Consider the following 24645-nt stretch of genomic DNA (forward strand, 5'->3'; position numbering starts at 1 on the left):
GGGCGGCCCGGCTGTCGCGGATGTCGGCTGGTCAGCCGTACTCACAGTCTCGTCGAGCGACTCGGGCGACCGTGCATGCGCTGTGGACGGCCTGTCGGGGCCGTCGACATACCCGACGACCGACCGCCGGAGCCGCCACGACGCGCGTCGGTCACGCCGGGCCGCGGCAATCCGTCGACTCCTGCGTCCCGGCGCACCGCCGATCCGCGCTATCCGCCGTCCCGCCAGGGCACGGCGCACGCCGGCGCGGCGACGCCGGCTAGAATGACACGCTGTCCGCGAACCGATACGCCATGACCATGACCGAACTCCATCAGCTGTCCGCCCGCGCGCTGGCGCGCGCGATCGCTACCGGCGAGACCGGCAGCCGCGCCGCGCTCGATCATTATCTCGAACGCATCGAACGCCTGGGCTCGCCGATCAACGCCGTGATCGCGCTCGACGCCGAGGGCGCGCGCGAACGCGCCGACGCCGCCGATGCGGCGATCGCCCGCGGCGAATCGTGGGGGCCGCTGCACGGCGTGCCCATGACCGTGAAGGACACCTACGAGGTGCGCGGCCTGCCGACGGTCGTCGGCGAACCCAAGCTGCGAGACTATGTCAGCGACCGGGACGCCGTGGCGGTGGCGCGTCTGCGCGCGGCGGGCGCGGTGATCTTCGGCAAGACGAACACGCCGCGTCTGGCCCAGGACGTGCAGACCACCAATCCCGTCCACGGCACCAGTCACAACCCCTGGAACCCCGAACGCACGCCGGGCGGCTCCTCCGGCGGCGCGGCGGCCGCCCTGGCCGCGGGCTTCACCGCGCTGGAGATCGGCTCGGACCTCGCCGGCTCCATCCGCACGCCGGCGAGCTGGTGCGGCGTCTACGGCCACAAGGCCAGCTACGGGCTGATCCCGATGCGCGGCCATGTGCCCGGGCCGCCGGGCACGCGGGCCGAACCGGATCTGTGCGTGGCCGGACCGCTGGCGCGCAGCGCCGACGATCTCGGGCTCGCACTGGAGGTGCTCGCCGGCCCGGACGCCGTGGATGCCACGGTGTGGTCGGCGCGCCTGCCGGCCCCCGGCCCGACCACCTTCGGCGACTTCCGCGTCGCCCACTGCTTCGACCACGCCTTCTGCCCGGTCGCGTCGGCCGTACGGCAACGACTCGAAGACGCGCTGGAGACGGCCCGCCGCGCCGGCGCCCGCGTGGCGGCGATCGACGATCTACCGGGCGGTTTCGAGACCGGCTACGACACTTACGACCGGCTGCTCAACGGCATGGTCGGTGCGGCCATCCCCGACAAGCTCTACGCCAAGGCGCGCCGCGGCGCCCGCTTTCTGGGCCTGGCCGGCCGCGACAAGGGCCCCGGCACGCTCGCCAGCTTCACCCGCCGGGCCACCACCAGCCATCGCGACTGGATGGTCGCCAACGAAGCGCGCCACCGGCTGCGCGAGACCTGGCACGAATTCTTCCGCGACTGCGACGTGCTGCTGCTACCGAGCGTCTGTGTCCCCGCCATCGCCCACGACCACAGCGGCAACGTGCTCTCGCGGCGTATCGACGTGGACGGCCGCAGCCGCGGCTACACCGATCTCTTCCGCTGGATCGCCCCGGCCACCGTGGCCGGACTGCCCGCCACCAGCGCGCCGGTGGGCGTCACCGCGGCCGGGCTGCCGGTCGGCCTGCAGATCGTGGCCGACTACGGCCGCGACACCACGGCCATCGCCTTCGCCCAGCATCTGGCCGCGGCCATGGGCGGCTTCAGCGCACCGCCGACGTTTGCCTGACCTCGGCCACCAGCGGCTTCAGCGCCGGCCAGACGTGCTCGAGCAACGCCGGCTGGGCCGCGGCGTCCGGGTGCACGCCGTCGTCCTGGAAAGCGCTGCGGTCGCGGGCGATGGGCGCCAGGAAGAACGGCACGTAGGCCACGTCATGACGCTCGGCCAGGGTCTCGAAACTCGCGTGGAAGCGTTCGCCGTAGTCGCGGCCGTAGTTGGTCGGGATGCGCATGCCCAGCAGCAACACCTCGGCCCCGGCCTCGCGGCTGGCCTCGATCATGGCCGCGAGGTTGGCCTGCATGGCCTCGAGCGACAGCGCCCGCAAGCCATCGTTGGCACCCAGCTCGAGCACGACGATATCCGGCTCGGTGCGGGCCAGCGCCTCGGGCAGGCGCTCGCGGCCGCCCGCAGTGGTCTCGCCGCTGACGCTGGCGTTGTGCACGGCCAGCGGTGCATCGGCGGCGGCCAGACGCTCGCGCAGCAGGGCCACCCAGCCGGCGCTGCGATCGATCCCGTAGGCCGCGCTCAGGCTGTCGCCGAAAACCAGAATCCCGCCGGCTGCGTATACCGGCAGCGTCGCGCCCAGCAGCAGGGCGCACACGAGCAGGCGCCAGCCGCGCCCGCGCATCCGTGAATCATTCGTCCGGGGAAAACCGTTCAATGGCCTCTCCTGCATTGGTGGCCCGCGGCGTGGCCAAGACCGTCGCCAGCGGTGAGCGTACGCTCACGATACTCGACGACATCGAACTGACGCTGACTGGCGGCGACACGCTGTCGATCGTGGGTACGTCCGGCTCCGGCAAATCGACGCTGCTGGCCCTGCTCGCCGGGCTCGACGCCCCCAGCCGCGGCCGCATCGAACTGCTCGGACGCGACCTCACCGAGCTGGACGAGGACGCCCGCGCGGCCTGGCGTGCCGCGCGCGTGGGTTTCGTGTTCCAGTCCTTTCAACTGCTGGCCGGCCTGTCGGCGCTGGACAACGTGATCCTGCCGCTGGAACTGGCCGGTACGGATCTGACGACGGCCCGGGCCACCGCCCGCGACCTGCTCGATCAGGTGGGCCTGGGCGATCGCCTGACGCACACGCCGCGCCAGCTCTCCGGCGGCGAACAGCAGCGCGTGGCCATCGCCCGCGCCTTCGCCTGCCGGCCGCGGATCCTGTTCGCGGACGAACCGACCGGCAATCTCGACGGCGCCACCGGCGCGCATGTGGCCGACCTGCTGTTCGCCCTGAACGCCGAGCAGGCGACCACGCTGGTCCTGGTCACCCACGACGACACCCTCGCCGAACGCTGCAGCCGCAGCGCCCGGCTGGCGGACGGCCGGCTGCATGTCTGAGCGCGGCAACGAGGCGTCCGCCCTCGGTCTGGCCTGGCGCCACGGCCGGCGCTCCGCCGGGCGCGGCGAATGGCTGATTCTGCTCGTCGCGCTGGCGGTCGCGGTGGCGGCCGTGACCGCGGTCGGCCTGCTGACCGACCGCGTGCGCTCGGCCATGGTGCGCCAGGGCGCGACCACGCTGGCCGCCGATCTGCGGCTGTCGACGCGGGCGCCGCTGGAGGCCGATCGCGCCCGCGCGCTGGCGGCCACCGGCGTGGAGACCGCAGCGGTGACGGTCTTTCCGAGCACGCTCTCCGATGACGACACGGTGACGCTGGTCTCGGTCAAGGCGGTCGAGCGGGCCTATCCGCTGCGCGGCACGCTCACTCTGCGGCGGGGACCGCCGGGTACGGCCACCGAGACCGTGGCCCACGGCCCGCCGCCGGGCCGCGTCTGGGTCGCCCAGCGCGTGCTCGACGAACAGGACCGCGGCGTCGGCGACCGGCTGCAGCTGGGCGATGCCGAGCTCACGATCGACGCCGTGCTGGTGACCGAACCCGACCGCGATCCGGGCTTTGCCGGCCTCGCGCCGCGGGTGATGATCGCCGCGGCCGACATCGAGGCCACCGGGCTGCTCGGATTCGGCAGCCGGGCCGAGTACGCCACGCTGATCGCCGGCGACGCCCCGGCAGTGGCCGCGGCGCGGGCCGCGCTCGATGACGATCTGGCCACCGGCGAACGCCTGCAGACGCCGGCGGAGTCGAACCGGGCCCTATCGCGGGCGCTCTCACGGGCGGATGTCTTCCTCGACCTCGCCGCCCTCGTGGCGGTGGTGCTGGCGGGCGTGGCCATCGCCCTGACCGCACGGCGCCACGCCGAATCGCGGCTCGACGAGATCGCATTGCTCAAGACGCTCGGCGCCCGCCGCGGGCTGATCGCCCGGGTGCTGGCCTGGCAGCTGGTCCTGATCGGCGTGCTGGGCATCGCCGGCGGTTTGATTCTGGGCGCCGCGGCCCAGGCGGGCATCGGCCGCGTCATCGCCGGCGCCTTCGAGATCGCGCTGCCCGGTCCGGCCTGGCGCGGGCTCTGGCCGGGGCCGATCGCCGGCGCCCTGCTGCTGGCCGGCTTCGCCTGGCCGGCGCTGGCGCGCGCCCGCCGGACACCGCCGGCGCGCGTGCTGGCCCGCGCCCTGGCCGACGACGATCGCCGGGCGTGGCGGATGCACGCCGGCGCGATCGCGAGCGTGGCCGTGCTCGCGGCGCTCGCGACCCGGGATGCAATGCTTACGGCCTGGGTGCTCGGCGGCGCGCTCGCCGGCGCCGCGGCACTTGCTCTCGGCGCGCTCGGCCTGCTCTGGTGCGTCGAGCGGGCGCGCACCGGCCTGGGTGGACGGCTCGGGCCCGGCATCCGGCTGGGACTGGCCGCGCTGTCGCGTCGACGCGCGGCCAGCGTACTGCAGATCGTGGCCTTCGGCGTCGGTCTGATCATGCTGTTCCTGCTGGTGATCGTGCGCGGCGATCTGCTGGCCGGCTGGCGTGCGGATATCGCCGCCGACGCGCCCAATCGCTTTTTGATCAACATCACGCCGGATCAGCAGCCGCAGGTGGCCGATTTTCTGGCCGAGCACGGCATCGAGGCGCCCGCCTTCTTTCCGCTGGTGCGCGCACGCCTGACCACGGTCGACGGCCGAGCGATCGAATCCGACCCGGCGCTGGCCGAGTCGGCCGGCGAGCTCGCCCGGCGCGAGCTAAATCTGTCGTGGACGGACACCCTCAAGGCCGACAACCGTCTGCTCGAGGGCCGCTGGTGGCAGCCGGCCGATCGCGGCGAGCCGCATGTGTCGATCGACGAATCGGTCGCCGAACGGCTCGGTGTCGGCATCGGCGACACGCTGGGCTTCGACCTCGCCGGCCGGACGTTCACCACCGAGATCCGGAGCATCCGCAGCATCGACTGGTCGAGCCTGGAGGCCAATTTCTATGTGCTCTTCCCGCCCGGCTTTCTCGACGATTATCCGAGCACCTACATCACCAGTTTCCATCTGCCCGACGACCGACGTGCGGTGCTGGGCGATCTGGTCCGCGAGTTCAACAACGTCAGCGTCATCGATATTGCCGCGATCCTCGACCAGCTGACCACGCTGATCGACCGCGTGAGCCTGGCGGTCGAGCTGGTCTTCGGTTTCACCCTGGCCGCGGGTCTGGTCGTGCTGCTGGCGGCGATGCAGGCCAGCCGCAGCGCGCGCCGGCGCGAGGCGGCCCTGCTGCGCGCGCTCGGCACGCGCGCCCGCTGGCTGCGCCAGGCGGTGGTCGTGGAATGCCTGCTGCTCGGCGCCTGCGCCGCGGTGCTGGCGGCTGTCGTCGCCCAGATCGCGGCCGTCGTGCTGGCCACCCAGGTGCTGGACCTCGGCTACACCTGGCGGCCCGGCGTGTGGCTGGTCGCGGTGACCTCGGCGACGATCGCCATCGCGCTGGCCGGGCTGGCGTCGCTGGGCGATGTGCTGCGCCAGCCGGCCTGGACGAGCCTGCGCGCCGAGGACTGACGCCGCCACATGAAAAAGGCGGAGCCCGTCGGACTCCGCCCGATGAGCGGCCACGCGACGCCCGCAACGGGGCGTCGCGGTCGCAGCCGTCTGCGACAGGCCTGCGGCGCGCTAGCCCTTGACCTCGATCCGCCGCGGCTCGCTCTGCGGCTTCTTGGCGATCGACAGGCGCAGCACGCCGTTCTCGGCAGTGGCCTCGACGTTGTCCTCGTCGGCGGTCTCCGGCAGCGAGAAGCGGCGCACGAAACGGCCGTAACTGCGCTCGATGTGGCGTGTCTGCTCGCCGCGACCGCCGTCGTTGTCGCCGGCCGCTTCCGCGGCCTTCTCGTGCGTGCTGCGACGCTCGCCCTTGAGCGTGAGCACGCCCTTGTCGAGGGTGACCTCGATGTCGGCCGGGTCGATGCCGGGGATCTCGGCGTCGATCAGATAGGCGTCGGCGTTCTCGTGTATGTCGACCGCGGGGCGCCAGCTGCCCCCGGCGAACGCCGGCACGGCGTCGGTCTCGCCGAGAAACATGCGGTTGATCTCGTCGTTGAACTGCTGCAGCAGGCTGCTGGTCGGCTGAAAGCGCTGGATTGCCATGTCGAACTCCTCCTGTGTGAATGGGCCTTGTTGCCTGTCCAGAACGATGGGCACGGCGCGACACGTTTCAACGGTTGTTTTATCGTTTTTCCGTAACGTCTTTGCTTCGTCCCGGGGGAACTGCTACAACCGCTGCATATTCCCTAACCCGCAATATGATTATGCGACCCACTATTCTCAGACTCCTCGCCGGCTCGGCCGCCATGGCCGGCGGCGTACTGGCCGCCCCGGCGGCGCTGGCCCAATCCTGCGACACCGCCGGGCTGGACCTGCCCGACGGCTTCTGCGCCACCGAGTTCGCCACCGACGCCCACCAGCCGCGTCATCTAGCCGTCGCCGACAACGGCACGGTCTACGTCAATCTCGCCAGCGAGGGCGACGACGGCGGCCTGATGGCGCTGCGCGACAGCAACGACGACGGCAAGGCCGACGAGCGCGCGACCTTCGGCAAGGGCGGCGGCACCGGGCTGGCCATCCATGATGGCTGGCTCTATGCCGCGACAGTGACCGACATCTACCGCTACCGACTGGGCGATTCGCTCACCCCGGAAGGCGAACCGGAACACCTCGTGACCGGCATGCCGGAGCAGGACTCGCACGCCGCCCGCGGCCTGGCGGTCGGCGACGACGACATGATCTACGTCAACAACGGCGCGCCGTCCAACGCCTGTCAGGAAGAGGATCGCTCGCCGGGCTCCAAGGGTCAGGACCCCTGTCCGCTGCTGGAGAATCACGGCGGCATCTGGCAGTTCTCGGCCACCGAGACGGGCCAGGAATTCTCGCCGGATGCGCGCTTCGCCACCGGTCTGCGCAACATGTTCGCGCTCGCCTTCCACGACGGCCAGCTCTACGGCGTGCAGCACGGCCGCGACCAGCTGCACTCGAACTGGCCGGATGAATTCACCCAGAAGCAGAGCGCACACCTGCCGGCCGAGGAGATGTTCGCCGTTTCCGAGGGCGACGACTTCGGCTGGCCCTACTGCTACTACGATCCGGATCAGGACAAGAAGGTGCTCGGGCCGGAATACGGCGGCGACGGCGAGAAGGTCGGCCGCTGCGACCAGTTCAAGGATCCCATCGCCACCTTCCCCGCGCACTGGGCGCCGATGGACATCGCGTTCTACAGCGGCGACGCCTTCCCGAAGGACTATCGCGGCGGCGCGTTCATCGCCTTCCACGGCTCCTGGAACCGGGCACCGAGCCCGCAGGCGGGCTATCGCGTAGTCTATCTGCCGTTCGAGAACGGCAAGCCGGCAGACGACCATCGTACGTTCGCCGAGGCGAAAGGCTTCACCGGATCGGACACGATCCGCTCGCCCGGCAGCGCCGAGCATCGCCCGGCCGGCCTGGCGACCTCCGCCGACGGCGCGCTCTATATCAGCGACGATCAGGGCAGCACGATCTTCCGTGTGACCCACGGCGGCGACTGAGCGCGCGCCCACGCGCGCGAATGCAAAAGGCCGGCACGTGCGGTGCCGGCCTTTTTTCGTGCGCCATCTTCCGGACCGCCGGCGAAATGTCGGACTACGCCGCTCGCGCCGAATGCCCTCGGCCCGCCGAAGCGTCGCGACCGACCTCCTCGTAGTCCCCCGGGGCGAAGCGCCACAGCCGCAGGCGATACTCCCAGTTGAAGCCGGGATAGAGCGTGGTGTTCTTGCCGGAGTCGGTGAGATACCAGCTGTTGCAACCCGAGGTCCAGGACGTGTGTTTCATCCGCCACTGGATGCCGCGGTTGAATCGATCCTGCACCCGCTGCTTGACGTCGACGAACTTCAGCCCGCGGCGCGCGACGTGCGCGATGGCCTGCAGGGCATAGTCCATCTGCTGCTCGGTGAAGGCCAGCACCGAGGTATGGCTCGGCCCGGTGTTTGGCCCCATCAGGAAGAACAGGTTGGGAAAGCCCGACACCGTCACGCCCTTGTAGGCCTCCGCGCCGTCGGCCCAGACGCGGTTGAGATCGACGCCGCTGCGGCCGGTCACCTCGAAGGGCGAGGCCGTGCTCGGCACCCGGAAGCCGGTCGCGCAGACGATCGCGTCGACCTCGATCTCGCGGCCGTCGCGGGTGACGATCCCGTGCTCGGTGATGCGCTCGGGCCCGTCGCCGATCAGCTCGACGTTGTCCTGCTGCAGAGCCGGATACCAGTCGTTGGAGATGAGAATGCGCTTGCAGCCGATCTGATAGTCCGGTGTGACCCGCCGGCGCATGGCCGGGTCGGCGACCTGCTTGCGGATGTGGCGCCGGGCGATCGCCTCGGCCTGCTTCTTGAACAGCCCGACATCCGAGATGATGAACGGCGCGAACAATTCGTTGAGCCAGTAGATCCGCAGCCGGCGTGCACGCAGCTTCAGCGGCGATTCGCTGTATTTTTCCTGTTCCGAATCCGGAATCGGCCGGTCCGGCTTGGGCATGATCCAGCTCGGCGTGCGCTGGAACACGGTCAGCTGCGCGGCTTGGCCTGCGATCTCCGGCACCACCTGGATCGCGCTGGCGCCCGAGCCGATCACCGCCACGCGCTTGCCGGCGAGGTCGTAGTCGTCGTCCCACTGTGCGGTATGCATCAGCTTGCCGCGGAAGCCGTCCAGGCCGGCGATGCGCGGATAGGCCGGATCGGCGAGCGCGCCGACCGCGGAGATCACGAAGTTCGCGGTCAGGGTGTCGCCGTCGGCGGTGGTCACCGTCCAGATGCCGCTGTGCTCGTCGAACGTCGCCGAGACCACGGCCGTGTTGAAGCGGATGTAGCGACGCAGGTCGTATTTCTCCGTGCAGCGGCGGATGTAGTCGAAGATCTCCGGCTGCCGGCCGAAGGCACGCGACCAGTTCGGGTTCTGCTCGAAGGAGAACGAATACAGATGCGAGGCGACGTCGCAGGCCGCACCCGGATAATGGTTGTCCCGCCAGGTGCCGCCGACGTCGTCCGCGCGCTCGAGGAGAGTGAAGTCGTCGAGGCCGGCCTCCTTGAGGCGGATGGCCATGCCGAGGCCGGAGAAACCGGCGCCGATGATGACGACGTTCATGTCGGTGTCGATCGTGGTGTCGGTCGACAGCGGATTGAAGCGTGAAAGCAGGGAGGAGACGCCCATGATGCGTGCCACCGTTGGTCGAATGGATCGGCCGGTCTCGGGCCCCGGCGGATCTGAAAATACCAAGTTTCATTATTTCTGACAAGACACGATGTCACATTAAACGACTGGCGCCGCCAGCAGTCGCGGGTTACCGTATTGATAATGATTCTCATCATCTCACGCCGCACGGACGCGCCCCGGCCGCCTCGTTCGACGCCGCCGTTCTAGGCGCGCACGCATGTACGCCGAGCATTTCCAGGGCCTGTTGACAGGGTTCGCCGACGCGCTCGTCGCCCGCCTGCCCGCGGCGCCGATCGTGCTCGACGGCGGCCAGTTGCGCGAGTCGGACCATATCGACGCGCTCCTGGATCGCTACGCCGCATCCGCCGGCTGTCGCGAACGCCGCGCGACCGCCTCCCAGTGGTCGAAGTATTTCTTCAGCCGGCTGGGTATCGCCGTCACCGTGGTCCAGCTCGCCACCGACCGCGCGCTCGACGTCGATCTGGAGCGGCTGCGCATCGCCTTCGACGCCGACGGATTGCCGCAGCATTTCAGCGGCGTAAGCCCGCGCGCGGCACCCGGCGACGATTTCGACGGCCTGCTCGACGACGCCTTCGCGCCGGTGATCGCCACGCTGCACGAGCGCTCGGGGCTGGCGCCGCGGATCTTCGCCAGCAACGCCTCGATCTACTTCGAATGGGCGCTCGGCCAGCTGCGCGCCCAGGCTCGGGTGCCGGCGCCGCGCCTGGCCCGGGCCGAGAAGCTGATGGAGGTACGGCGGCGCAACGGGCACCGCAACATCCTCCACGCCCCCTACAAGCGCGTACCGCCCGGCGCGCGCGACGGCGAGGGCGAACCCGTGAGCCACTGCCGCCGCCTGTGCTGCGTGCGCGACCTGGATGCACAATGGGGGCTGTGCGCGAACTGCCCGCGGGCGATCACGCTCGCGACCGGCACCCACGGCTGATCCGATGACCCTGCTCCGCCTCGTGCTGCGCGACTACCGCGCGGCGTTCATCGCCGTCATGGCCGCGAGTATCGCCAGCGCGGCGCTCGGTATCGGCGTGATCGCCTTCATCAACGCCCGCCTGATCGAGACCGGCGACCACGCGCTGAGCGCCCTGCCCCAGTTCTTCGGCCTGATCGCGCTGCTGCTGGCGGTATCGCTGGCCGCCCAGCTGGGGCTGACCTGGCTGGGCCACCGCTTTGTGCTCGACCTGCGCACGCGCCTGGTCAAGCGCATTCTCGACACCGACATCGAGCGCATCGAGGCCCTGGGCAGCGCCTCGCTGCTGGCGAGCCTGTCGGCGGACATCCGCAACGTCACCATCGCCTTCGTGCGCCTGCCGGAGCTGGTCCAGGGCACCATCCTGACGGTCGCCAGCATCGCCTATCTGGCCTGGCTGTCGCCCTCGATCCTGGTCGTCACCGCGCTCTGGATCGGCCTGACCATGGCGGTCGGCGCCTGGCTGGTGGCGCGGGTCTATCACCACCTGCATCACGTGCGCGAGGCCGAGGACGCCCTCTACCGCGACTACGAGACCGTGATCGACGGCCGCAAGGAGCTGGGCCTGAACCGGGCGCGCGCCCGCCGGGTCTTCGAGGACGTCTTCCGCGCCAACGCCCGGCGCTATCGGCACCACATCGTGCGCTCGGACACCTTTCATCTGAGTGCGAACAACTGGGCGAACATCATGATGCTGGGCGCCATCGGGGTGGTGTTCTTCCTGGCCAACGGCCTGGGCTGGGCGAGCACCTCGGTGGCGGCGACCTATGCCCTGACGATCCTGTTCCTGCGCACGCCCATGATCCAGGCGATCGGCGCCCTGCCGACGCTGATCAACGCCCAGGTCGCCTTCGACAAGCTCGCGACCCTGTCTCTGGCCGAGCACGACCCCGCCTTCGACACCCCGGCGCCGCTCGACACCGACTGGCAGACCATCGAGCTCCGCGGCGTGACCTTCGCCTACGACCGCGAGGACGGCTTCGGCATCGGCCCCATCGACCTCACGATCGAACGCGGCGAGCTGATCTTTCTCATCGGCGGCAACGGCAGCGGCAAGACCACGCTGGCCCGGCTGCTGACCGGGCTCTACCGCCCCACCGGCGGCACCGGCGGCACCATCCGGGTCGACGGCCGGCCGGTCGCCGAAGCCGATCGCGGCGCCTATCGCCGCCTGTTCACGGCCGTGTTCACCGACTTCCACCTGTTCGACACGCTGCTGGACGGCGCCGGCAATCCGGCCGATGCGGCATTCGTCGACGACTGGCGACACCGCCTCGGGCTGGACGCCAAGCTGAGTGTCGACGCCGATGCCCGCATCGCCGATACGGCGCTGTCCCAGGGCCAGCGCAAGCGTCTGGCCCTGATGCTGGCACTGGCGGAATCGCGCGACGTGCTGCTGCTCGACGAATGGGCGGCCGATCAGGACCCGGGCTTTCGCCGCGTGTTCTACCGCGACCTGCTGCCGATCTTCCGCGAACGCGGGCACACGGTCTTCGCCATCAGCCACGACGACAGCTATTTCGAGCACGCCGACCGCCTGCTCGAGATGCGCGCCGGCCGGCTGACCGAGCTGACCGGCGAGATGCGCCGCGCGGCGAGTGCGGATGCCGTGGCCCGGACCGGCGAACGCTAGAGTCTGTTGACGTGTCCTGCGAGCGCTCTGTTTCCGACCGCACATCCTGTCCGGCAAGGCGCGAACCGCCGGCTCTGGGCGTGTCACGACCCAGGCCCGCAACGCCGGCCCCCTGGTCGTTTTTCATGGGCGGCCCGACCCATCGGAACAAACGCCCGGAAAATCAGCGATACGACGGCAATCCAGCGTTCTAGCGTGCTTGTGCAGAATGACTGCATGGCGCGCTACTAAGCCTCGTCTTGCCGCACAACAGCGTTTGGCGCGGACGCGTACGAAACGTCAAAAGGCCCTAGCCGTCCGACGCGGCGGCGCGGTCGGCGGCACCCGCGGCCGATACCGGATCGTTCACCGCCCCGCGCGGTATGCGTCTCAATGCCCGGCTAGAGCCGCCGGAGTCGCCACATGAAATAGCTGCCGCCGACCAGCGTGGCCACCAGCCCGGCCGGTATTTCATTGGGAAACAGCAGCATGCGGCCGAGCCAGTCGGCGGCGATCATCAGCAGCCCGCCGAGCAGCGCCGCACCGACGAACTGCTCGCGCGCCCGGGCCAGTCCGAGCAGACGGGCCATGTGCGGCGCCAGCAGGCCGACAAAGCTGAGTGGGCCGACCACCAGCGTCGCTCCGGCGGTCAGCACCGCCATGACCAGGAGCAGGATCAGGCGGCTCCAGGTGACGTTGACCCCGAGCGCGCGCGCCGTGGGCGCGCCCAGCGGCAGCAGATCCAGCCACACCACCAGCGGCCGGACCACCAGGAGCAGCAGCGCGGCGAGCACCGACACGGTCAGCGCCAGCGACAGATCGACGTAATAGGTGGTCCCCGACATCCAGGCCAGCAGCTGCTGGGTGCGCGGGTCGCTGCCGGCGAGCACGATCTTGGAGATGGCGTCGAACAGAAACAGCACGCTGATGCCGGTCAGCAGCACGCGCTCCGGCTCGAAGCCGCTGCGGGCGTTGAGTGCGACCAGCAGCGCCAGCGTGAGCAGCGCCCCGACCACCCCGGCGCCCAGCATCGCGGGCGTGCCGGCCGTCGGCCAGACCAGCACCAGACCGAGCACACCGATGGCGGTGCCGGCGCTGATGCCCAGCACTTCGGGACTCGCCATGGGGTTGGCCGAGACGCGCTGCACGATGGTGCCGGCCACCGCCAGCATCACCCCGGCCGCGCCCGCAGCGAGCACCCGTGCGACCCGCCACGCCCCGGTCTCGGCCCAGGGCAGCTCGAACGGCCAGCTCCAACCGTGCACGCCCTGACCGACGAGCAGCGCCACTACCACCATGGCCGCCATCGCCGCCAGCAGGCCGAGCAGCAGTCCACCCGTGGCGGAACGGCGCGGCGCCGGTGCGCCGGCGACCGCGGTCGGCGCCTCGCGATGCATGTTCAAACGCGGGATCAGCCACAGCAGCAGCGGCGCACCCAGCGCCGCGGTGGTCGCCCCGGTCGGGATCAACGCCGCGCCGTCCGCAGTCCACAGCTGGAGCAGCTGGTCGGTGACCGCCAGCAGCAGGGCGCCGAGCACCGGCGCCCAGACCAGCCGCGCCAGCAATCGGCGCGCGCCGGCCAGGCGCACGATCGACGGCGCCGCCAGCCCGATGAAGCCGATGACGCCCAGCTCCACGACCACCGCCGTGCTGGTGAACACGGCCACGCCCAGGCTCGCCGCGCGCAGCCAGGCCAGCGACACGCCCAGATTGCGGGCGTTGGTGTCATCCAGATCCAGCAGGGCCAGGGCGCGCGCCAGGGCGGCCGCGGCGACGCCGCCGATCAGCAGCCGCGGCAGCAGATAGCCCACGCCGCCCCAGTTGTTCTGGGCCAGTGAACCGGCGCCCCAGATCATCATGCCGCGCAGGGCTTCCTGGTTGAACAGCAGCAGCACGACCGCGAGCGAGCCGAGATAGAGGTTGACCACCAGCCCGGCGAGCACCACGACCGTCGGCGCCAGCGATCGTCGCCAGGCCAGCAGGAACACCAGCCCCATCGCCGCGGCGCCGCCGACGAACCCGACCACGCCGCGGGCGTGCAACATGAGCGCGGGCGCGAAAAGCGTGCCAAGCAGCAGGAACAGATGCACGCCGCTGACCACGCCGAGCGTGGTCGGCGCGGCCAGCGGGTTGCGCAGCGTCTGCTGCATGAGCACGCCGGCCAGGGCCAGCCCCGCACCGCCGAGCAGCGACGCCGCCAGCCGCGGCAGCCAGACGTGGCGGGCGAGAATGCCGGACAGCGATTCCCCGGGCGCCCAGAGCGCGGCCAGACCCGCCGGCGCGCTCTCGCGCAGCGTCAACACCGCGAGCACCGCGAGCACGACGGCGAACAGGCCGCACAGCCGGCCGGGGGTGAGCGCGGGCCGCGGCATCAGGAGTCGGGCGTCCCGGCCACCTGCGGCGCGCTCAGCGCGTCGGCGAGCGCCCGCGCAAAGCGCGCCGCCGAGGGCAGCCCGCCGAAACTCCATACCGCCGGCAGGTCCAGCACCGGCCCCTGCCTCACGGCCGGCAGATGGTTCCAGAGCACGCTGCCATCGATCTCCTCGGCCACGCCGACCGGCATCGGATCGAGCACGGCCATGCGCGCGTCGTCAACCTCGGCCAGCCGCTCGAGCGAGACGAGCGCAAAGCCCCAGAAGGTGGTCGAGCCGGTCCAGGCATTGTCGAGACCCATGCGCGTCATCACGTCGTCGAGCAGGCTGCCCTCGCCGTAGACGCGCACGTGACGCGCGTCCATGAACTGCACCACCAGCAGCCGCGGCGCCTCGGCCGGGACACGTTCGGCCGCCGTCTCGACGGTCCGACGCGTGTCCGCCACCAGCCGCTCGGCCGCGTCCGCGCGACCGACCAGCGCCCCCAGGCGGCGGGTCGACTCGACGGTGTTATCCCAGGCGCTGCCCTCGTGGTAGTAGACGTCGATTGTCTCCACCGGAGCGATCGCCTCGAGCCGCGCGCGCGAACTGGCATACATCGGCGTGATCGTGATCAAGTCGAGATCCAGCTGCGACATCAGCTCCATGTTCGGCTGCACCCGCAGGCCGAGTTCGCGCACCGAGTCGGGCACCGGCGGCACGCCCACCCAGTCCTGATAGGCATCGATCTGGGCCATGGCCACCGGCGGCGCGCCGAGCGCGATCAGCGTCTGCGCCTGCCCCCAGTCGATCGCGGCCACCCGCGGGCGGTCCCCGCCGTCGGTCGCGGCCGCCACGGCGCCGCAAAAAAACAGGGCCAGCCCGACGAGCCAGCCCGAAGTCCACGCGCGCCGCCGCCCGGCGGCGCTGCGAGCGCCTGCCCGTCGCGTCACTGGACGACGGCGATGGGGTGGTTGTCCGCGGGGTGGGCCATCACGCTCATGCGGATGCCGTAGATGGCCTCGAGCGTCGTGTCCCGCATGAGTTCGTGCGGCGTGCCCCGGGCCAGCAGACGGCCGCCGCGCAGGGCCACGAGCTGATCGCAGTAGCGCGAGACCATGTTCACGTCGTGCAGCACGATGATCACGCCCAGCCCCAGCGAACCGGCGAGCTCGCGGATCAGCGCCAGCGTGTCGACCTGATGCGCGATGTCCAGCGCCGACAGCGGCTCGTCGAGCAGCAGGAAACGGCTGCCCTGCGCCAACAGCATCGCCAGCCAGACGCGCTGCTTCTCGCCGCCGGAGAGCGTGTCGACCATGCGCTCGGCGAGCGTGGCCGTGTGCGTCAGATCGAGCGCGCGATCGACCTGGCCCCGGTCTTCGGCGGTCATGCGCCCGAGCAGACCGCGCCAGGGATAGCGCCCGAAGGCGACCAGTTCGCGCACCGTCAGGCTGGTCGCACCGGGCAGATGCTGGGGCAGATAGGCCACGTTGCGCGCGAACTCGCGATCGCCCCAGGCCTGCACCGACCGGCCGTTGAGACAGACCTCGCCGCAGCTGGCGCACTGCTGGCGCGCGAGCAGCTTGAGCAGCGTCGACTTGCCCGAGCCGTTGTGGCCGATCAGGCCGTAGACCAGGCCCTCGCGGAAACTCAGATCGTCGGCCTCCAGCAGACAGTGGCCGTTGACCTCGAAGCGGCAGGCGTTGAGTTCGAACATGGGCTTCTCCAGGGCGCCCGCCGCGAACGCCGTCCGGCGGCGGGGAGCGCGCCACGAGAATAAACTGAATACGAATGCGTATCAAAAAGAGCGGCGCTTCGGCAGGCGCCGCGTGAGACCGCGCTCGCGGTGCCTGACAACCGCACTGCAGGCCACACTCCGACGGTATCCGACCCGCAGTGTGCGCCCCCGCACGCCGGCATGCGAGACATGGAACCCCGCCGGGCAACCGGCCGGTCGGCGGCGCCCGCGCGTTTCGGCGGCGTCGCCCACCCCGCCGAAACGGACGACATCCGATATCGTCTTGCGTATCGGTGGCTTATGCAGGTACCGAACGCAGCGGCTCGCACTCGTCGCCCGCCGCGCTTAAGCTGCTGCGATCGCGAGCGGCAAGGAGACGGGATGTCGATTCTGCACTGGACCCGATCACTGATCGACGGCGCAAAGGCGCCACCCGACGACGACTCCACCGCCGTTTCCCTTGCCGGCGCCTACCGCGCCTATCGCGCGGGCGCGCGCTTCGTGGACGTGCGCCAGACGTTCGAATGGCGCGACGGCCATATCGCGGGATCGGTGCATCGGCCGGTCGACGAGCTCGTCTCCGACCCGCGCCTGACGGTGACCGCGGACGCCCTGATCGTGACCTACTGCGCGGCCGGCGCACGCGCGGCCCGGGCGGCGGCCGCACTCCGGGCCAACGGCTACGCCCGGGTGCGGGCCCTGGCCGTCGGCTATGGCGACTGGCGTCGTGCCGGCTATCCGGTGGAACGGCCCGAACGGCGCGACCCATCCGCGCGCTGAGCCGCGCAGTGGGCGCACGCGTGGCCCGTACTGGCGTTCGCCGACGGTCGGATGCGCCCCGCGCCCGAATCGCCGCCAGCCGCATGTCAATACGTGTTCACGCCGATTCACGGCCGCCGCGCGGGCCCCGCCATCGCGCCGCAACGTTGACGCTGGCGGTCTCGATACCGATATTGTCGCTTGACCCGCGCCGCGGGTGCACCGCCCGAGGCCGGGCGGCGACCGAAAGTTCAGGGAGAGCCGCGTTGACCCGTCTGCCGCCGGAAAAGGACTGGAGCTGATGCCCGCCGTCATCGACGCCATCGAATACATGCTGCCGGCGCGCACCGAATCGATCGAGGAGATCGCCGCACGCTTTCCCAACTGGCCGCTGGAGAAGATCGCCGAGAAGACCGGCATCCGCGCCCGCCACGTCGCCGCCGAGGATGAATGCGCCTCCGACTTCGGCGTGATCGCGGCCCGCCAGCTGTTCGAACGCACCGGCACCGATCCGGGCGAGATCGACTATCTGATCTTCTGCACCCAGACGCCGGACTATCTGGCCCCGACCACCGCCTGCCTGATCCAGGACCGGCTCGGCCTGGGCCGTCACGTCGGCGCGCTGGACATCAACCTCGGCTGCTCGGGCTACATCTACGCGCTGGGCGTGGCCAAGGCGTTGCTCGAGACCGGCCAGGCGAGCCGGCTGCTGCTGATCACTGCCGATACCTACAGCAAGTTCGTCCATCCGGGCGACAAGAGCGTGCGCGCGCTGTTCGGCGACGCGGCCGCGGCCACGCTGATGAGCAACCGCGGCGACGACGAGACCATCGGCCCCTTCGTCTACGGCACCGACGGCTCGGGCGCGGACGATCTGATCGTGCCCACCAGCGGCATGCGCAAGCAGCCCTACAACCACAGCGCCGAGGAATACACCGATCGCCACGGCAACACCCGCAGCGATCATCACATCTACATGAACGGCCGCGCGGTGATCGAATTCACGCTGCGCGAGGTGCCGAAGTCCATTCTGACGCTCTGCGAGCGCGCCGGCCTGTCGCTGGACCAGATCGACGCCGTCATACCCCACCAGGCCAGCGCCACCGTGCTCAACGGCGTGCGCAAGAAGCTGGGCCTGCCGCCGGAGCGCTTCATCGTGTGCATGGAGGACATCGGCAACACCGTCTCCTGCAGCGTGCCGATCGCGCTCAAGCGCGCGGTCACCGAGGGCCGCATCGGCCCGGGGGATCGCCTGCTGCTGGCCGGCTTCGGCGTCGGCCTGTCCTGGGGCGCGACCATCGTGCGCCTGCCGACGGACTTCCAGCGCTAGAGCCCGTACTTGTCCAGCCGATAGCGCAGGGCGCCGCGGCTCAGGCCGAGGCGGCGGGCCGCCTCCGAGATGTTGTCGCCGGTCTCGGCGAGCGTGCGCTCGATCAGCGCCTGCTCGTTGCCGGCCAGGGTGCCGTCGCTGCCGGGCGCGCGTTCGCCGGCCGCCTCTGCCGATACCGTCTCGGTCGTCGCCCGCCTCGGACGCAGGCGCAGATGCCCGGCCTCGAGCCGGGTGTCGGCATGGACCAGCACGGCCCGTTCGATGACGTGACGCAGCTCGCGCACGTTGCCCGGCCAGTCGTGGTCGATAAGCGCCACGCATGCGGCCTCGGTGAGCCTCGGCGGATCGCGCTCATAGCGTGCCGCGGTTTCGTCGACGAAATACCGGGCCAGCTCGAGCACGTCCTCGCCGCGTTCGCGCAGCGGCGGCAGGGCGAGGGTCAGCACGTTGAGGCGATAGTAGAGATCCTGACGGAAGTCGCCAGCGGCCATCATCTGCTCGATGTCACGATTGGTGGCCGCGATGAACCAGGCCTCGATCGCGCGCTCGGTGTCGCTGCCGATCTCGCGCATGGTTCGCGACTCCAGCGCGGTCAGCAGCTTGGCCTGCAGCCCCAGCGGCAGCTCGCCGATCTCGTTGAGAAAGGCACTGCCCGCGCCGGCGGCGGCGAGCAGGCCGCGGCGCGCCCGATGGGCGTTGGTGAACGCGCCCTTTTCGTGCCCGAACAGCTCGGCCTCGATCAGGTCCCGCGGCAGCGCCGCGCAGTCGACCTGCACGAACGGCGCCTCGGCGCGCGGCGAGCCCGCATGCAGCACCCGCGCGGCGAGATCCTTGCCGGTGCCGGTCTCGCCGGTCACGAGCACGTTCGGCGGCGCCGAGCCGCGCCCGAGGGCGGCGATGCGCTCGATCTCCCGGCGCAGCGTGCGCACCGCGGGGCTGTCGCCGATGATCACGGGCGCGCCCGTGGCGTCGCCGGCCGCGGCCTCGGTCCGGGTCGCGGGACTATCCCGATGCAGGGCGTCGCTGACGATGCGTTCAAGCGCGTCCAGGTCCAGCGGCTTCTTGAGGAAATCCACCGCGCCCAGGCGCATGGCCCCGATGGCGTCGTCCAGTTCGCCGAAGGCGGTCATCACCAGCGCGGGCACCGGCCCGATCTCGGCGCGCAGCCACTCGAGGAATTCCAGACCGTGGCCGTCCGGCAGGCGCAGATCGAGCACGGCGAGCTCCGGCGGCCGGCGCTGCGCGGCCAGGCGGGCGTTGGCCAGATTCTCGCAGGCCGCCACCGTATAGCCGTCGCGACGCAGGCGGCGGTCGATGGCGCGGGCCAGGGCGCGCTCGTCCTCGAGCAGGAGAATATGCGGGGCGTTCATGCGATCGTCTCCCGGGGCAGGCGACAACAGACGCGCGTGCCCCCGTCCGGCGCCGCACTGTAGTCCAGGCTGCCCCCGTGCCCGTGGATGACCTTGTAGGCGAACGGGATGCCGAGCCCGGTGCCGCGGCGCTTGGTCGTGGGCAGCGGGGCCCTCGCCTCGGGGTCCGGGGCCACCGCCATGCCCGGGCCGGCGTCGTCGATGACGAGCTCGACCTGGGCGTCGGTCGCGCGCGTGGCCACCCGGAGCGTGGTCTCCGGCGGCGACGCCTCGAGGGCGTTGGCGAGCAGCCCGTGCAGGGCCTGTTCCAGCAGCGGCCCGTCCACGGCCACGCGGGCTGCAGCGCCGCGCTCGCGATCGAGCGTGAGGCCGGCCGCGGCCAGCCGGCCGCCCAGCGCGGCGACGGCCCCGTCGACGATATCGTCGAAGACGTGATCGCGCCGGTCCAGCTTGAGCGGGTGCAGATAGGCCAGCAGCGCATCGAGCCAGCGTTCGAGGCGGTCGGCGGCATCGATGATGTCGGCGCCGGTCTCGACCACCTCGTCGGTGTCGGCCTCACGGTCGAGCATCTGCGCGTTGGCGCGGATGCCGGCGAGCGGATTGCGGATATTGTGCGCGATGACCGGGACCAGCGCGCCGAGTGCAGCCTGGCGCTCGCGCTCGACCAGCGCACGCCGGTTGGCCTCCAACTCCGCGGCCATGCCGTTGACGGTTTCGGCCAGCCGGCGCAGCTCGGTCACGCCCTGCGCGTTCAGCCGGTGGGACAGATCCCCGCGCGCCAGTTCGCCGGTTCCGTCGAGCAGTCGCTGCAGCGGTTGGAGAAAATCTCGGACGAAACGCCGGTTGAGCCACACGGCCAGGGCCAGGCCGAACACCAGCGGCAGCCAGGCCAGCCATGGCGCCAACCGATTCCACAGCCCCAGCCGCTCGGAGAGCCTGTCGCGCTCGGCCGCGACTTCGGCGGTCAGGGCGTTGTAGGCCGCCTCGAAGTCGCCGGTGCTCCATTGGTCGATCGGCGCGTCCGCCGCGGCGGCACTGCCTGGGTTGGTCACCACGCGGTTCATGGCGGCCAGAATCAGGCCGTAGGCGGCTTCCATGCGGGCTATGCTCGCCTGTTCGTCGGCGGTCTCGGCATAGCCGCGCATGCGATAGAAATGCTCGTCGATGCGGTAGAGACGCTGCCAGTAATCCTCGCGCGGCCCGCGGGCGCGGACCTCGTCGATCGCACGGATCTGGCGGTAGAGATCGCCACGCACGGCCTGCGCCTCCACCAGCAGCCCGTTGAGCCGCAGCGAGGCCTGGTACCCCGACTGCCACAGATTGGCCCACAGCCCGCCGACGCCGGCGGCCGCCGCCAGAATCAGCAGCAGCGCGAACTGATAGCGCCGGATCAGGCTCTTGAGCGACAGACTGTGCGCGTTCGACATGCCGCCGAGTCTAGAGACGCGGACGGGCGCTGTCTCCATGCGCCGCGCCGGCACCGCCGCTGGCCACTATTGGCCATTCGGGCGGCCAGTTTCAGCCACTCTCCTGGCCACTCACCGGCCAACGCCAATGTCGCTGAACGAAACCGGAATACAACGTATGCAAATCAGCGATTTAGAAAAAAACATGACAAAGCCATGCCTGGCATGGACGATGCATTATTTCGTGTGCCATTCCACACAATCAGAGGAGATCGGCATGAAACAGTGGACGACCCCGACGGCGCATGACATGCGTCTTGGATTCGAAATCACGATGTACGTCAGCAACCGCTAGCACGCGGTGGCCGACGAGGGAGGGGGCCGCGCGCCCCCTCTTTTGTTTCCATAGCCGGCAAACCCATGGAATTCCCCACACGACACGACGGCGAGACGACGGCACGACCGCTCTGGCTGCTGGCCGAGCTCACCTACGCCTGCCCGCTGCAGTGCCCGTACTGCAGCAACCCCACCGAACTGGCGCAGATCGGCCGGGAGATGGACACCGCGGACTGGATCCGCGTGCTGGGCCAGGCCCGCGCGATGGGCGCGGCCCAGCTCGGCCTGTCCGGCGGCGAGCCGCTGGTGCGGCGCGATCTGGAAGAGATCGTGGCCGAGGGCCGGCGCCTAGGTTTCTACTCCAATCTGATCACCTCGGGCGTGGGCATGGACGCCGACCGCGCCGCGCGCCTGGCTGAGGCCGGGCTCGACCACATCCAGATCAGCTTCCAGGCCAGCAACGCCGAGCTCAACAACTTCCTCGGCGGCACCGACAGCTTCGAGCAGAAGAAGGAGATGGCCCGCGCGATCAAGAGTCAGGGCTATCCCATGGTCCTCAACATCGTCCTGCACCGGAAGAACATCGACGATATCGAGGAGATCATCGCCATGGCCGAGGCGTTGGACGCCGACTACGTGGAACTGGCCAACACCCAGTACTACGGCTGGGCCTGGCACAACCGCGAGGCTCTGCTGCCCACGCGCGAGCAACTCGCCCACGCCGAGCGCGTGACCACCGAATATCGCGAGCGCGGCGGCGCGATGAAGCTCTACTTCGTCGTGCCCGATTATTACGAGGAACGGCCCAAGGCCTGCATGAGCGGCTGGGGCGAAATCTTCCTGACCATCGCTCCGGACGGGCTCGCCCTCCCCTGCCACGCCGCACGCCAGCTGCCGGGACTCTCGTTTCCCGACGTACGTGAGCACGACCTGGACTGGATCTGGTGCGAGTCGCCCGCCTTCAACCACTTCCGCGGCTACGACTGGATGGCCGAGCCCTGCCGCAGCTGCAGCGAGAAGACCAAGGACTACGGCGGCTGCCGCTGTCAGGCCTACATGCTCACCGGCGACATGTACGCCGCCGACCCGGTGTGCGCGAAGTCGCCGTCCCACCACCGCGTGACCGACGCCGTGGAACGGGCCAACGAGCGCCCGGTGGCCGAGGCCTCGTCCCAGCCGATTGTGTTCCGCAACCCGCGCAACTCCAAGCGCATTCACGGTACCGCGACCGAGCGCTGATCGACCGGCGTCCGCGCCGCAGCGGACGGCCCTCGACCGTCAGTCCAGCGTCACCCAGCCGTGCGAACGCGCGAGCTGCAGAAAGTGATGGACGTCGTCGTCCACCGCGGCGCCGCCGAAATCGGCCGACAGCGCCGCGCACAGCTCGGCCACCGTGCGCGCGCCGTCGCAGCGACCCAGAATCTCCGCCGCGCTCGGATTGAGGGTGACCATGCCTTCGGGATAGAGCAGCACGTGACAGTCCTGGGCGGGCTCGAACTGCAGCCGATGGCCGCGCGCGATCCGCGGCACGGCGTCGCGCCGGATCTCCGGCGGGGTCGTCTCGGGATCGTTCACGGTCGCGGCTCCGCGCAGCTGTGATAGGGCGGCATGTCGGCCACATAGGCCATCCACATCGCGTCTAGCATGCTCCAGAGCACGTCGAGCTTGAACTGGAGGATGGACAGGGCGTGCTCCTGATCGGCGCGGGTGGTGAAGTGATCCAGCGTGATCGCCAGTCCGTGCTCGACGTCCCGGCGGGCCTCGGACAGGCGCTTGCGGAAATAAGTCAGGCCGGCGTCATCGATCCACGGGTAGTGATCGGGCCAGCCGGTCAGGCGCTGCTGGTGAATCTCGGGCGCGAACAGTTCCGTGAGCGAGGAACAGGCCGCCTCCTGCCAGCTCGCGCGGCGGGCGAAATTGACGTAGGCGTCGACCGCGAAGCGCACCCCGGGCAGCACGTCGGTGAGCGCGGCCACGCGCTCGCGATCCAGCCCGCAGGCATCGGCCAGCGCCAGCCAGGCTTCAATGCCCCCGGTCTCGCCGGGCGCGCCGTCGTGATCGATGATCCGCTGGACCCACTCGCGCCGCACGGCCGGGTCCGGACAGTTGGCGAGCACGTTGGCGTCCTTGATCGGGATGCAGACCTGATAGTAATAGCGGTTGATCACCCAGCCACGAATCTGATCCTTCGTGCAGCGGCCTTCGTGCATCATCCGGTGGTAGGGATGATGGATGTGATAGCGCGCGCCCAGCGCCCGTAATCTCGCCTCGAACTCGTCGCGCGGCCAGGGCGCCGCCGGCGCGCTCGTGCCGGCCGCGGCCGGCGCCATCGGGGCCGCCCGGCCGCGGGTCTCATCCGCGCCGGCGGCACCCGTCACGCTTTCAGGCCTGTTCATAGCGGAATCTCCATGCCATCGAAGGCGACCTCCACCCCCGCGCGTTCGACGGTCGCCCGTTCGGGCGAGTCCGGATCGAGGATGGGGTTGGTGTTGTTGATGTGGATGAGCACCCGGCGCGTGTCCGGAAACCGGCCGAGCCAGGCCAGCATGCCGTGCTCGCCCGACTGCGGCAGGTGGCCCATCGAGGCCGCGGTCTTGGTGCCCACACCCTGGTCGATCATCTCGGTCTCGGTGAAGAAGGTCCCGTCCACCAGCAGACAGTCGGCATCGCGTGCAACCGCGGCCAATTCGTCGTCCGGTGCACCCAGGCCCGGCGCATAGAACAGCCGCCCGCCGGTCGTCTCGTCGGTCACGATCAGGCCGATGTTGTCGCCCGGATGCGAATCGCCCCGGTGCGGCGAATACGGCGGCGCCGCCGAGCTGAGTTCGACCGTGTCGAAGCGCAGCCCGGGCACGCCGGCCATGGTGAACTCGCCACCGGCGGTATCGATCTCATGCCAGTCCACGCCGCAGTAATGGGCCAGCACGTTGAACAGCGGCAGCCCGGTGGTCAGGTCCTCGTACACCGGCCGCGTGGACCATACCGTCAACGGCTCGCCCTCGCGCAGGATCGTGAGCCCCGCGGTGTGGTCGATCTGGCTGTCCATGAGCAGGATCGCCGCAATGCCGGTGCCGCGGGTGTCCGGGGCCGGCCGCAGCGCCGGGAAATCCAGGATCTGCTGACGCACATCCGGCGAGGCATTGACCAGCAGCCAGTGGCGGCCATCGGCGCTGACCGCGATCGACGACTGGGTGCGCGGGCTCGCCCGGGTCGTGCCCTCGTGCCAGGCCCGGTTGAGACCGACGTTGGTGTTCCACTGCGGAAACCCGCCGCCGGCCGCGGAGCCGAGTACGCGTACGAACATGCTGATCCCTGATTCGATGAAGCGGCTGTCCTGCCCGCAGGCAGGACTCGTGCCACTTCGTGGTGTGCTGCGCGGTCAGTGGCCTGTCGGCCTGACGGCGCCCGTGCGGCCGCATCCGCGGGCGCGAATCGCGGCCGATGATGCCGCGCGATCCCGTCGCGCGGCA

21 protein-coding genes are annotated in these 24645 nt (G+C 70.4%); 10 read left to right on the plus strand and 11 right to left on the minus strand.

The features are described from left to right. The first annotated feature begins 293 nt into the window (after positions 1 to 293). Positions 294 to 1772, plus strand: coding sequence for an amidase (locus tag SAOR_RS02035; protein WP_221179846.1), 1479 nt, complete (start codon positions 294 to 296; stop codon positions 1770 to 1772). On the opposite strand, the gene SAOR_RS02040 is transcribed toward SAOR_RS02035, so the two are convergent. After that, positions 1747 to 2424, minus strand: a complete 678-nt coding sequence (locus SAOR_RS02040; RefSeq protein WP_245965369.1) for an arylesterase — start codon at positions 2422 to 2424, stop codon at positions 1747 to 1749. The genes SAOR_RS02035 and SAOR_RS02040 overlap by 26 nt on opposite strands. Here SAOR_RS02040 and SAOR_RS02045 point away from each other — a divergent pair. Together SAOR_RS02045 and SAOR_RS02050 are read left to right on the plus strand one after the other, a co-directional pair. Then, positions 2424 to 3101 (plus strand): ABC transporter ATP-binding protein, encoded by a 678-nt coding sequence (locus tag SAOR_RS02045; RefSeq protein WP_123630010.1) that lies wholly within the window; start codon positions 2424 to 2426, stop codon positions 3099 to 3101. The two genes, SAOR_RS02040 and SAOR_RS02045, sit on opposite strands and share 1 nt — an antisense overlap. Then, positions 3094 to 5622, plus strand: coding sequence for an ABC transporter permease (locus tag SAOR_RS02050; RefSeq protein WP_123630011.1), 2529 nt, complete (start codon positions 3094 to 3096; stop codon positions 5620 to 5622). Before SAOR_RS02045 ends, SAOR_RS02050 begins: the two co-directional genes overlap by 8 nt. A gap of 111 nt (positions 5623 to 5733) precedes the next feature. Here SAOR_RS02050 and SAOR_RS02055 read toward each other — a convergent pair whose 3' ends face one another. After that, complete coding sequence (locus tag SAOR_RS02055) at positions 5734 to 6204, minus strand: Hsp20/alpha crystallin family protein (RefSeq protein WP_123590885.1); 471 nt, start codon at positions 6202 to 6204, stop codon at positions 5734 to 5736. Between the two features lie 161 nt (positions 6205 to 6365). Between SAOR_RS02055 and SAOR_RS02060 the strand changes: the two genes are divergently transcribed. After that, complete coding sequence (locus SAOR_RS02060) at positions 6366 to 7634, plus strand: PQQ-dependent sugar dehydrogenase (protein ID WP_123590886.1); 1269 nt, start codon at positions 6366 to 6368, stop codon at positions 7632 to 7634. Positions 7635 to 7728: 94 nt separating this feature from the next. Here SAOR_RS02060 and SAOR_RS02065 read toward each other — a convergent pair whose 3' ends face one another. Beyond that, positions 7729 to 9285, minus strand: a complete 1557-nt coding sequence (locus tag SAOR_RS02065) for a flavin-containing monooxygenase (RefSeq protein ID WP_123630072.1) — start codon at positions 9283 to 9285, stop codon at positions 7729 to 7731. A gap of 220 nt (positions 9286 to 9505) precedes the next feature. Between SAOR_RS02065 and fhuF the strand changes: the two genes are divergently transcribed. Beyond that, positions 9506 to 10234 (plus strand): siderophore-iron reductase FhuF, encoded by a 729-nt coding sequence (fhuF, locus tag SAOR_RS02070; protein ID WP_123630012.1) that lies wholly within the window; start codon positions 9506 to 9508, stop codon positions 10232 to 10234. 4 nt (positions 10235 to 10238) lie between these two features. After that, positions 10239 to 11906, plus strand: coding sequence for a multidrug ABC transporter permease/ATP-binding protein (locus tag SAOR_RS02075; protein ID WP_123630013.1), 1668 nt, complete (start codon positions 10239 to 10241; stop codon positions 11904 to 11906). 380 nt (positions 11907 to 12286) lie between these two features. On the opposite strand, the gene fhuB is transcribed toward SAOR_RS02075, so the two are convergent. From fhuB to SAOR_RS02090, 3 genes are all read right to left on the minus strand, one after another. After that, the gene (fhuB, locus tag SAOR_RS02080; RefSeq protein ID WP_123630014.1) at positions 12287 to 14257 is read right to left on the minus strand and encodes a Fe(3+)-hydroxamate ABC transporter permease FhuB; all 1971 of its coding nucleotides are present in this window, start codon (positions 14255 to 14257) and stop codon (positions 12287 to 12289) included. Beyond that, entirely contained in the window at positions 14257 to 15093 is an 837-nt protein-coding gene (locus SAOR_RS02085; protein ID WP_185015518.1) for an ABC transporter substrate-binding protein, read from the minus strand. The genes fhuB and SAOR_RS02085 overlap by 1 nt, the downstream gene beginning before the upstream one ends. Before the next feature lie 92 nt (positions 15094 to 15185). Further along, positions 15186 to 15953: an ATP-binding cassette domain-containing protein gene (locus SAOR_RS02090; RefSeq protein WP_123590892.1), complete on the minus strand. Its 768-nt coding sequence runs from the start codon at positions 15951 to 15953 to the stop codon at positions 15186 to 15188. A 402-nt stretch (positions 15954 to 16355) separates the two neighbouring features. Here SAOR_RS02090 and SAOR_RS02095 point away from each other — a divergent pair, with 402 nt between their 5' ends. Next, entirely contained in the window at positions 16356 to 16754 is a 399-nt protein-coding gene (locus SAOR_RS02095; protein ID WP_185015519.1) for a rhodanese-like domain-containing protein, read from the plus strand. A 280-nt stretch (positions 16755 to 17034) separates the two neighbouring features. Next, positions 17035 to 18063, plus strand: coding sequence for a 3-oxoacyl-ACP synthase III family protein (locus SAOR_RS02100; protein ID WP_123630017.1), 1029 nt, complete (start codon positions 17035 to 17037; stop codon positions 18061 to 18063). Here SAOR_RS02100 and SAOR_RS02105 read toward each other — a convergent pair. Both SAOR_RS02105 and SAOR_RS02110 read right to left on the minus strand, forming a co-directional pair. Next, positions 18060 to 19433 (minus strand): sigma-54-dependent transcriptional regulator, encoded by a 1374-nt coding sequence (locus SAOR_RS02105; RefSeq protein ID WP_123630018.1) that lies wholly within the window; start codon positions 19431 to 19433, stop codon positions 18060 to 18062. The genes SAOR_RS02100 and SAOR_RS02105 overlap by 4 nt on opposite strands. Further along, on the minus strand, positions 19430 to 20899 hold the full coding sequence (locus tag SAOR_RS02110; protein WP_123592082.1) for a sensor histidine kinase: 1470 nt from the start codon (positions 20897 to 20899) through the stop codon (positions 19430 to 19432). Before SAOR_RS02110 ends, SAOR_RS02105 begins: the two co-directional genes overlap by 4 nt. An 88-nt stretch (positions 20900 to 20987) precedes the next feature. Here SAOR_RS02110 and pqqA point away from each other — a divergent pair, with 88 nt between their 5' ends. Both pqqA and pqqE read left to right on the plus strand, forming a co-directional pair. Then, on the plus strand, positions 20988 to 21194 hold the full coding sequence (pqqA, locus tag SAOR_RS16885) for a pyrroloquinoline quinone precursor peptide PqqA (protein WP_221179847.1): 207 nt from the start codon (positions 20988 to 20990) through the stop codon (positions 21192 to 21194). 65 nt (positions 21195 to 21259) lie between these two features. Further along, positions 21260 to 22414, plus strand: coding sequence for a pyrroloquinoline quinone biosynthesis protein PqqE (gene pqqE, locus SAOR_RS02120; protein ID WP_123630019.1), 1155 nt, complete (start codon positions 21260 to 21262; stop codon positions 22412 to 22414). Between the two features lie 39 nt (positions 22415 to 22453). On the opposite strand, the gene pqqD is transcribed toward pqqE, so the two are convergent. From pqqD to pqqB, 3 genes are all read right to left on the minus strand, one after another. Continuing rightward, a complete protein-coding gene (gene pqqD, locus SAOR_RS02125) occupies positions 22454 to 22750 on the minus strand; it encodes a pyrroloquinoline quinone biosynthesis peptide chaperone PqqD (RefSeq protein WP_245965370.1) in 297 nt (98 codons plus the stop codon). Further along, a complete protein-coding gene (gene pqqC / locus SAOR_RS02130; protein ID WP_123630073.1) occupies positions 22747 to 23505 on the minus strand; it encodes a pyrroloquinoline-quinone synthase PqqC in 759 nt (252 codons plus the stop codon). Before pqqC ends, pqqD begins: the two co-directional genes overlap by 4 nt. Positions 23506 to 23567: 62 nt before the next feature. Beyond that, positions 23568 to 24479: a pyrroloquinoline quinone biosynthesis protein PqqB gene (pqqB, locus tag SAOR_RS02135; RefSeq protein ID WP_123630020.1), complete on the minus strand. Its 912-nt coding sequence runs from the start codon at positions 24477 to 24479 to the stop codon at positions 23568 to 23570. Positions 24480 to 24645 lie beyond the last annotated feature (166 nt).

The organism is Salinisphaera orenii subsp. orenii MK-B5, assembly GCF_003788635.1.
GTDB classification, from domain to species: Bacteria; Pseudomonadota; Gammaproteobacteria; order Nevskiales; family Salinisphaeraceae; genus Salinisphaera; species Salinisphaera orenii.

Bases quoted from the DNA above. Each gene is read 5' to 3' on its own strand.
- SAOR_RS02035 (WP_221179846.1), top strand. From the start codon at position 294: ATGACCATGACCGAACTCCATCAGCTGTCCGCCCGCGCGCTGGCGCGC.
- SAOR_RS02045 (WP_123630010.1), top strand. From the start codon at position 2,424: ATGGCCTCTCCTGCATTGGTGGCCCGCGGCGTGGCCAAGACCGTCGCC.
- SAOR_RS02050 (WP_123630011.1), top strand. From the start codon at position 3,094: ATGTCTGAGCGCGGCAACGAGGCGTCCGCCCTCGGTCTGGCCTGGCGC.
- SAOR_RS02055 (WP_123590885.1), bottom strand. From the start codon at position 6,204: ATGGCAATCCAGCGCTTTCAGCCGACCAGCAGCCTGCTGCAGCAGTTC.
- SAOR_RS02060 (WP_123590886.1), top strand. From the start codon at position 6,366: ATGCGACCCACTATTCTCAGACTCCTCGCCGGCTCGGCCGCCATGGCC.
- SAOR_RS02065 (WP_123630072.1), bottom strand. From the start codon at position 9,285: ATGGGCGTCTCCTCCCTGCTTTCACGCTTCAATCCGCTGTCGACCGAC.
- fhuF (WP_123630012.1), top strand. From the start codon at position 9,506: ATGTACGCCGAGCATTTCCAGGGCCTGTTGACAGGGTTCGCCGACGCG.
- SAOR_RS02075 (WP_123630013.1), top strand. From the start codon at position 10,239: ATGACCCTGCTCCGCCTCGTGCTGCGCGACTACCGCGCGGCGTTCATC.
- fhuB (WP_123630014.1), bottom strand. From the start codon at position 14,257: ATGCCGCGGCCCGCGCTCACCCCCGGCCGGCTGTGCGGCCTGTTCGCC.
- SAOR_RS02090 (WP_123590892.1), bottom strand. From the start codon at position 15,953: ATGTTCGAACTCAACGCCTGCCGCTTCGAGGTCAACGGCCACTGTCTG.
- SAOR_RS02095 (WP_185015519.1), top strand. From the start codon at position 16,356: ATGTCGATTCTGCACTGGACCCGATCACTGATCGACGGCGCAAAGGCG.
- SAOR_RS02100 (WP_123630017.1), top strand. From the start codon at position 17,035: ATGCCCGCCGTCATCGACGCCATCGAATACATGCTGCCGGCGCGCACC.
- SAOR_RS02105 (WP_123630018.1), bottom strand. From the start codon at position 19,433: ATGAACGCCCCGCATATTCTCCTGCTCGAGGACGAGCGCGCCCTGGCC.
- SAOR_RS02110 (WP_123592082.1), bottom strand. From the start codon at position 20,899: ATGGAGACAGCGCCCGTCCGCGTCTCTAGACTCGGCGGCATGTCGAAC.
- pqqA (WP_221179847.1), top strand. From the start codon at position 20,988: ATGTCGCTGAACGAAACCGGAATACAACGTATGCAAATCAGCGATTTA.
- pqqE (WP_123630019.1), top strand. From the start codon at position 21,260: ATGGAATTCCCCACACGACACGACGGCGAGACGACGGCACGACCGCTC.
- pqqC (WP_123630073.1), bottom strand. From the start codon at position 23,505: ATGGCGCCGGCCGCGGCCGGCACGAGCGCGCCGGCGGCGCCCTGGCCG.
- pqqB (WP_123630020.1), bottom strand. From the start codon at position 24,479: ATGTTCGTACGCGTACTCGGCTCCGCGGCCGGCGGCGGGTTTCCGCAG.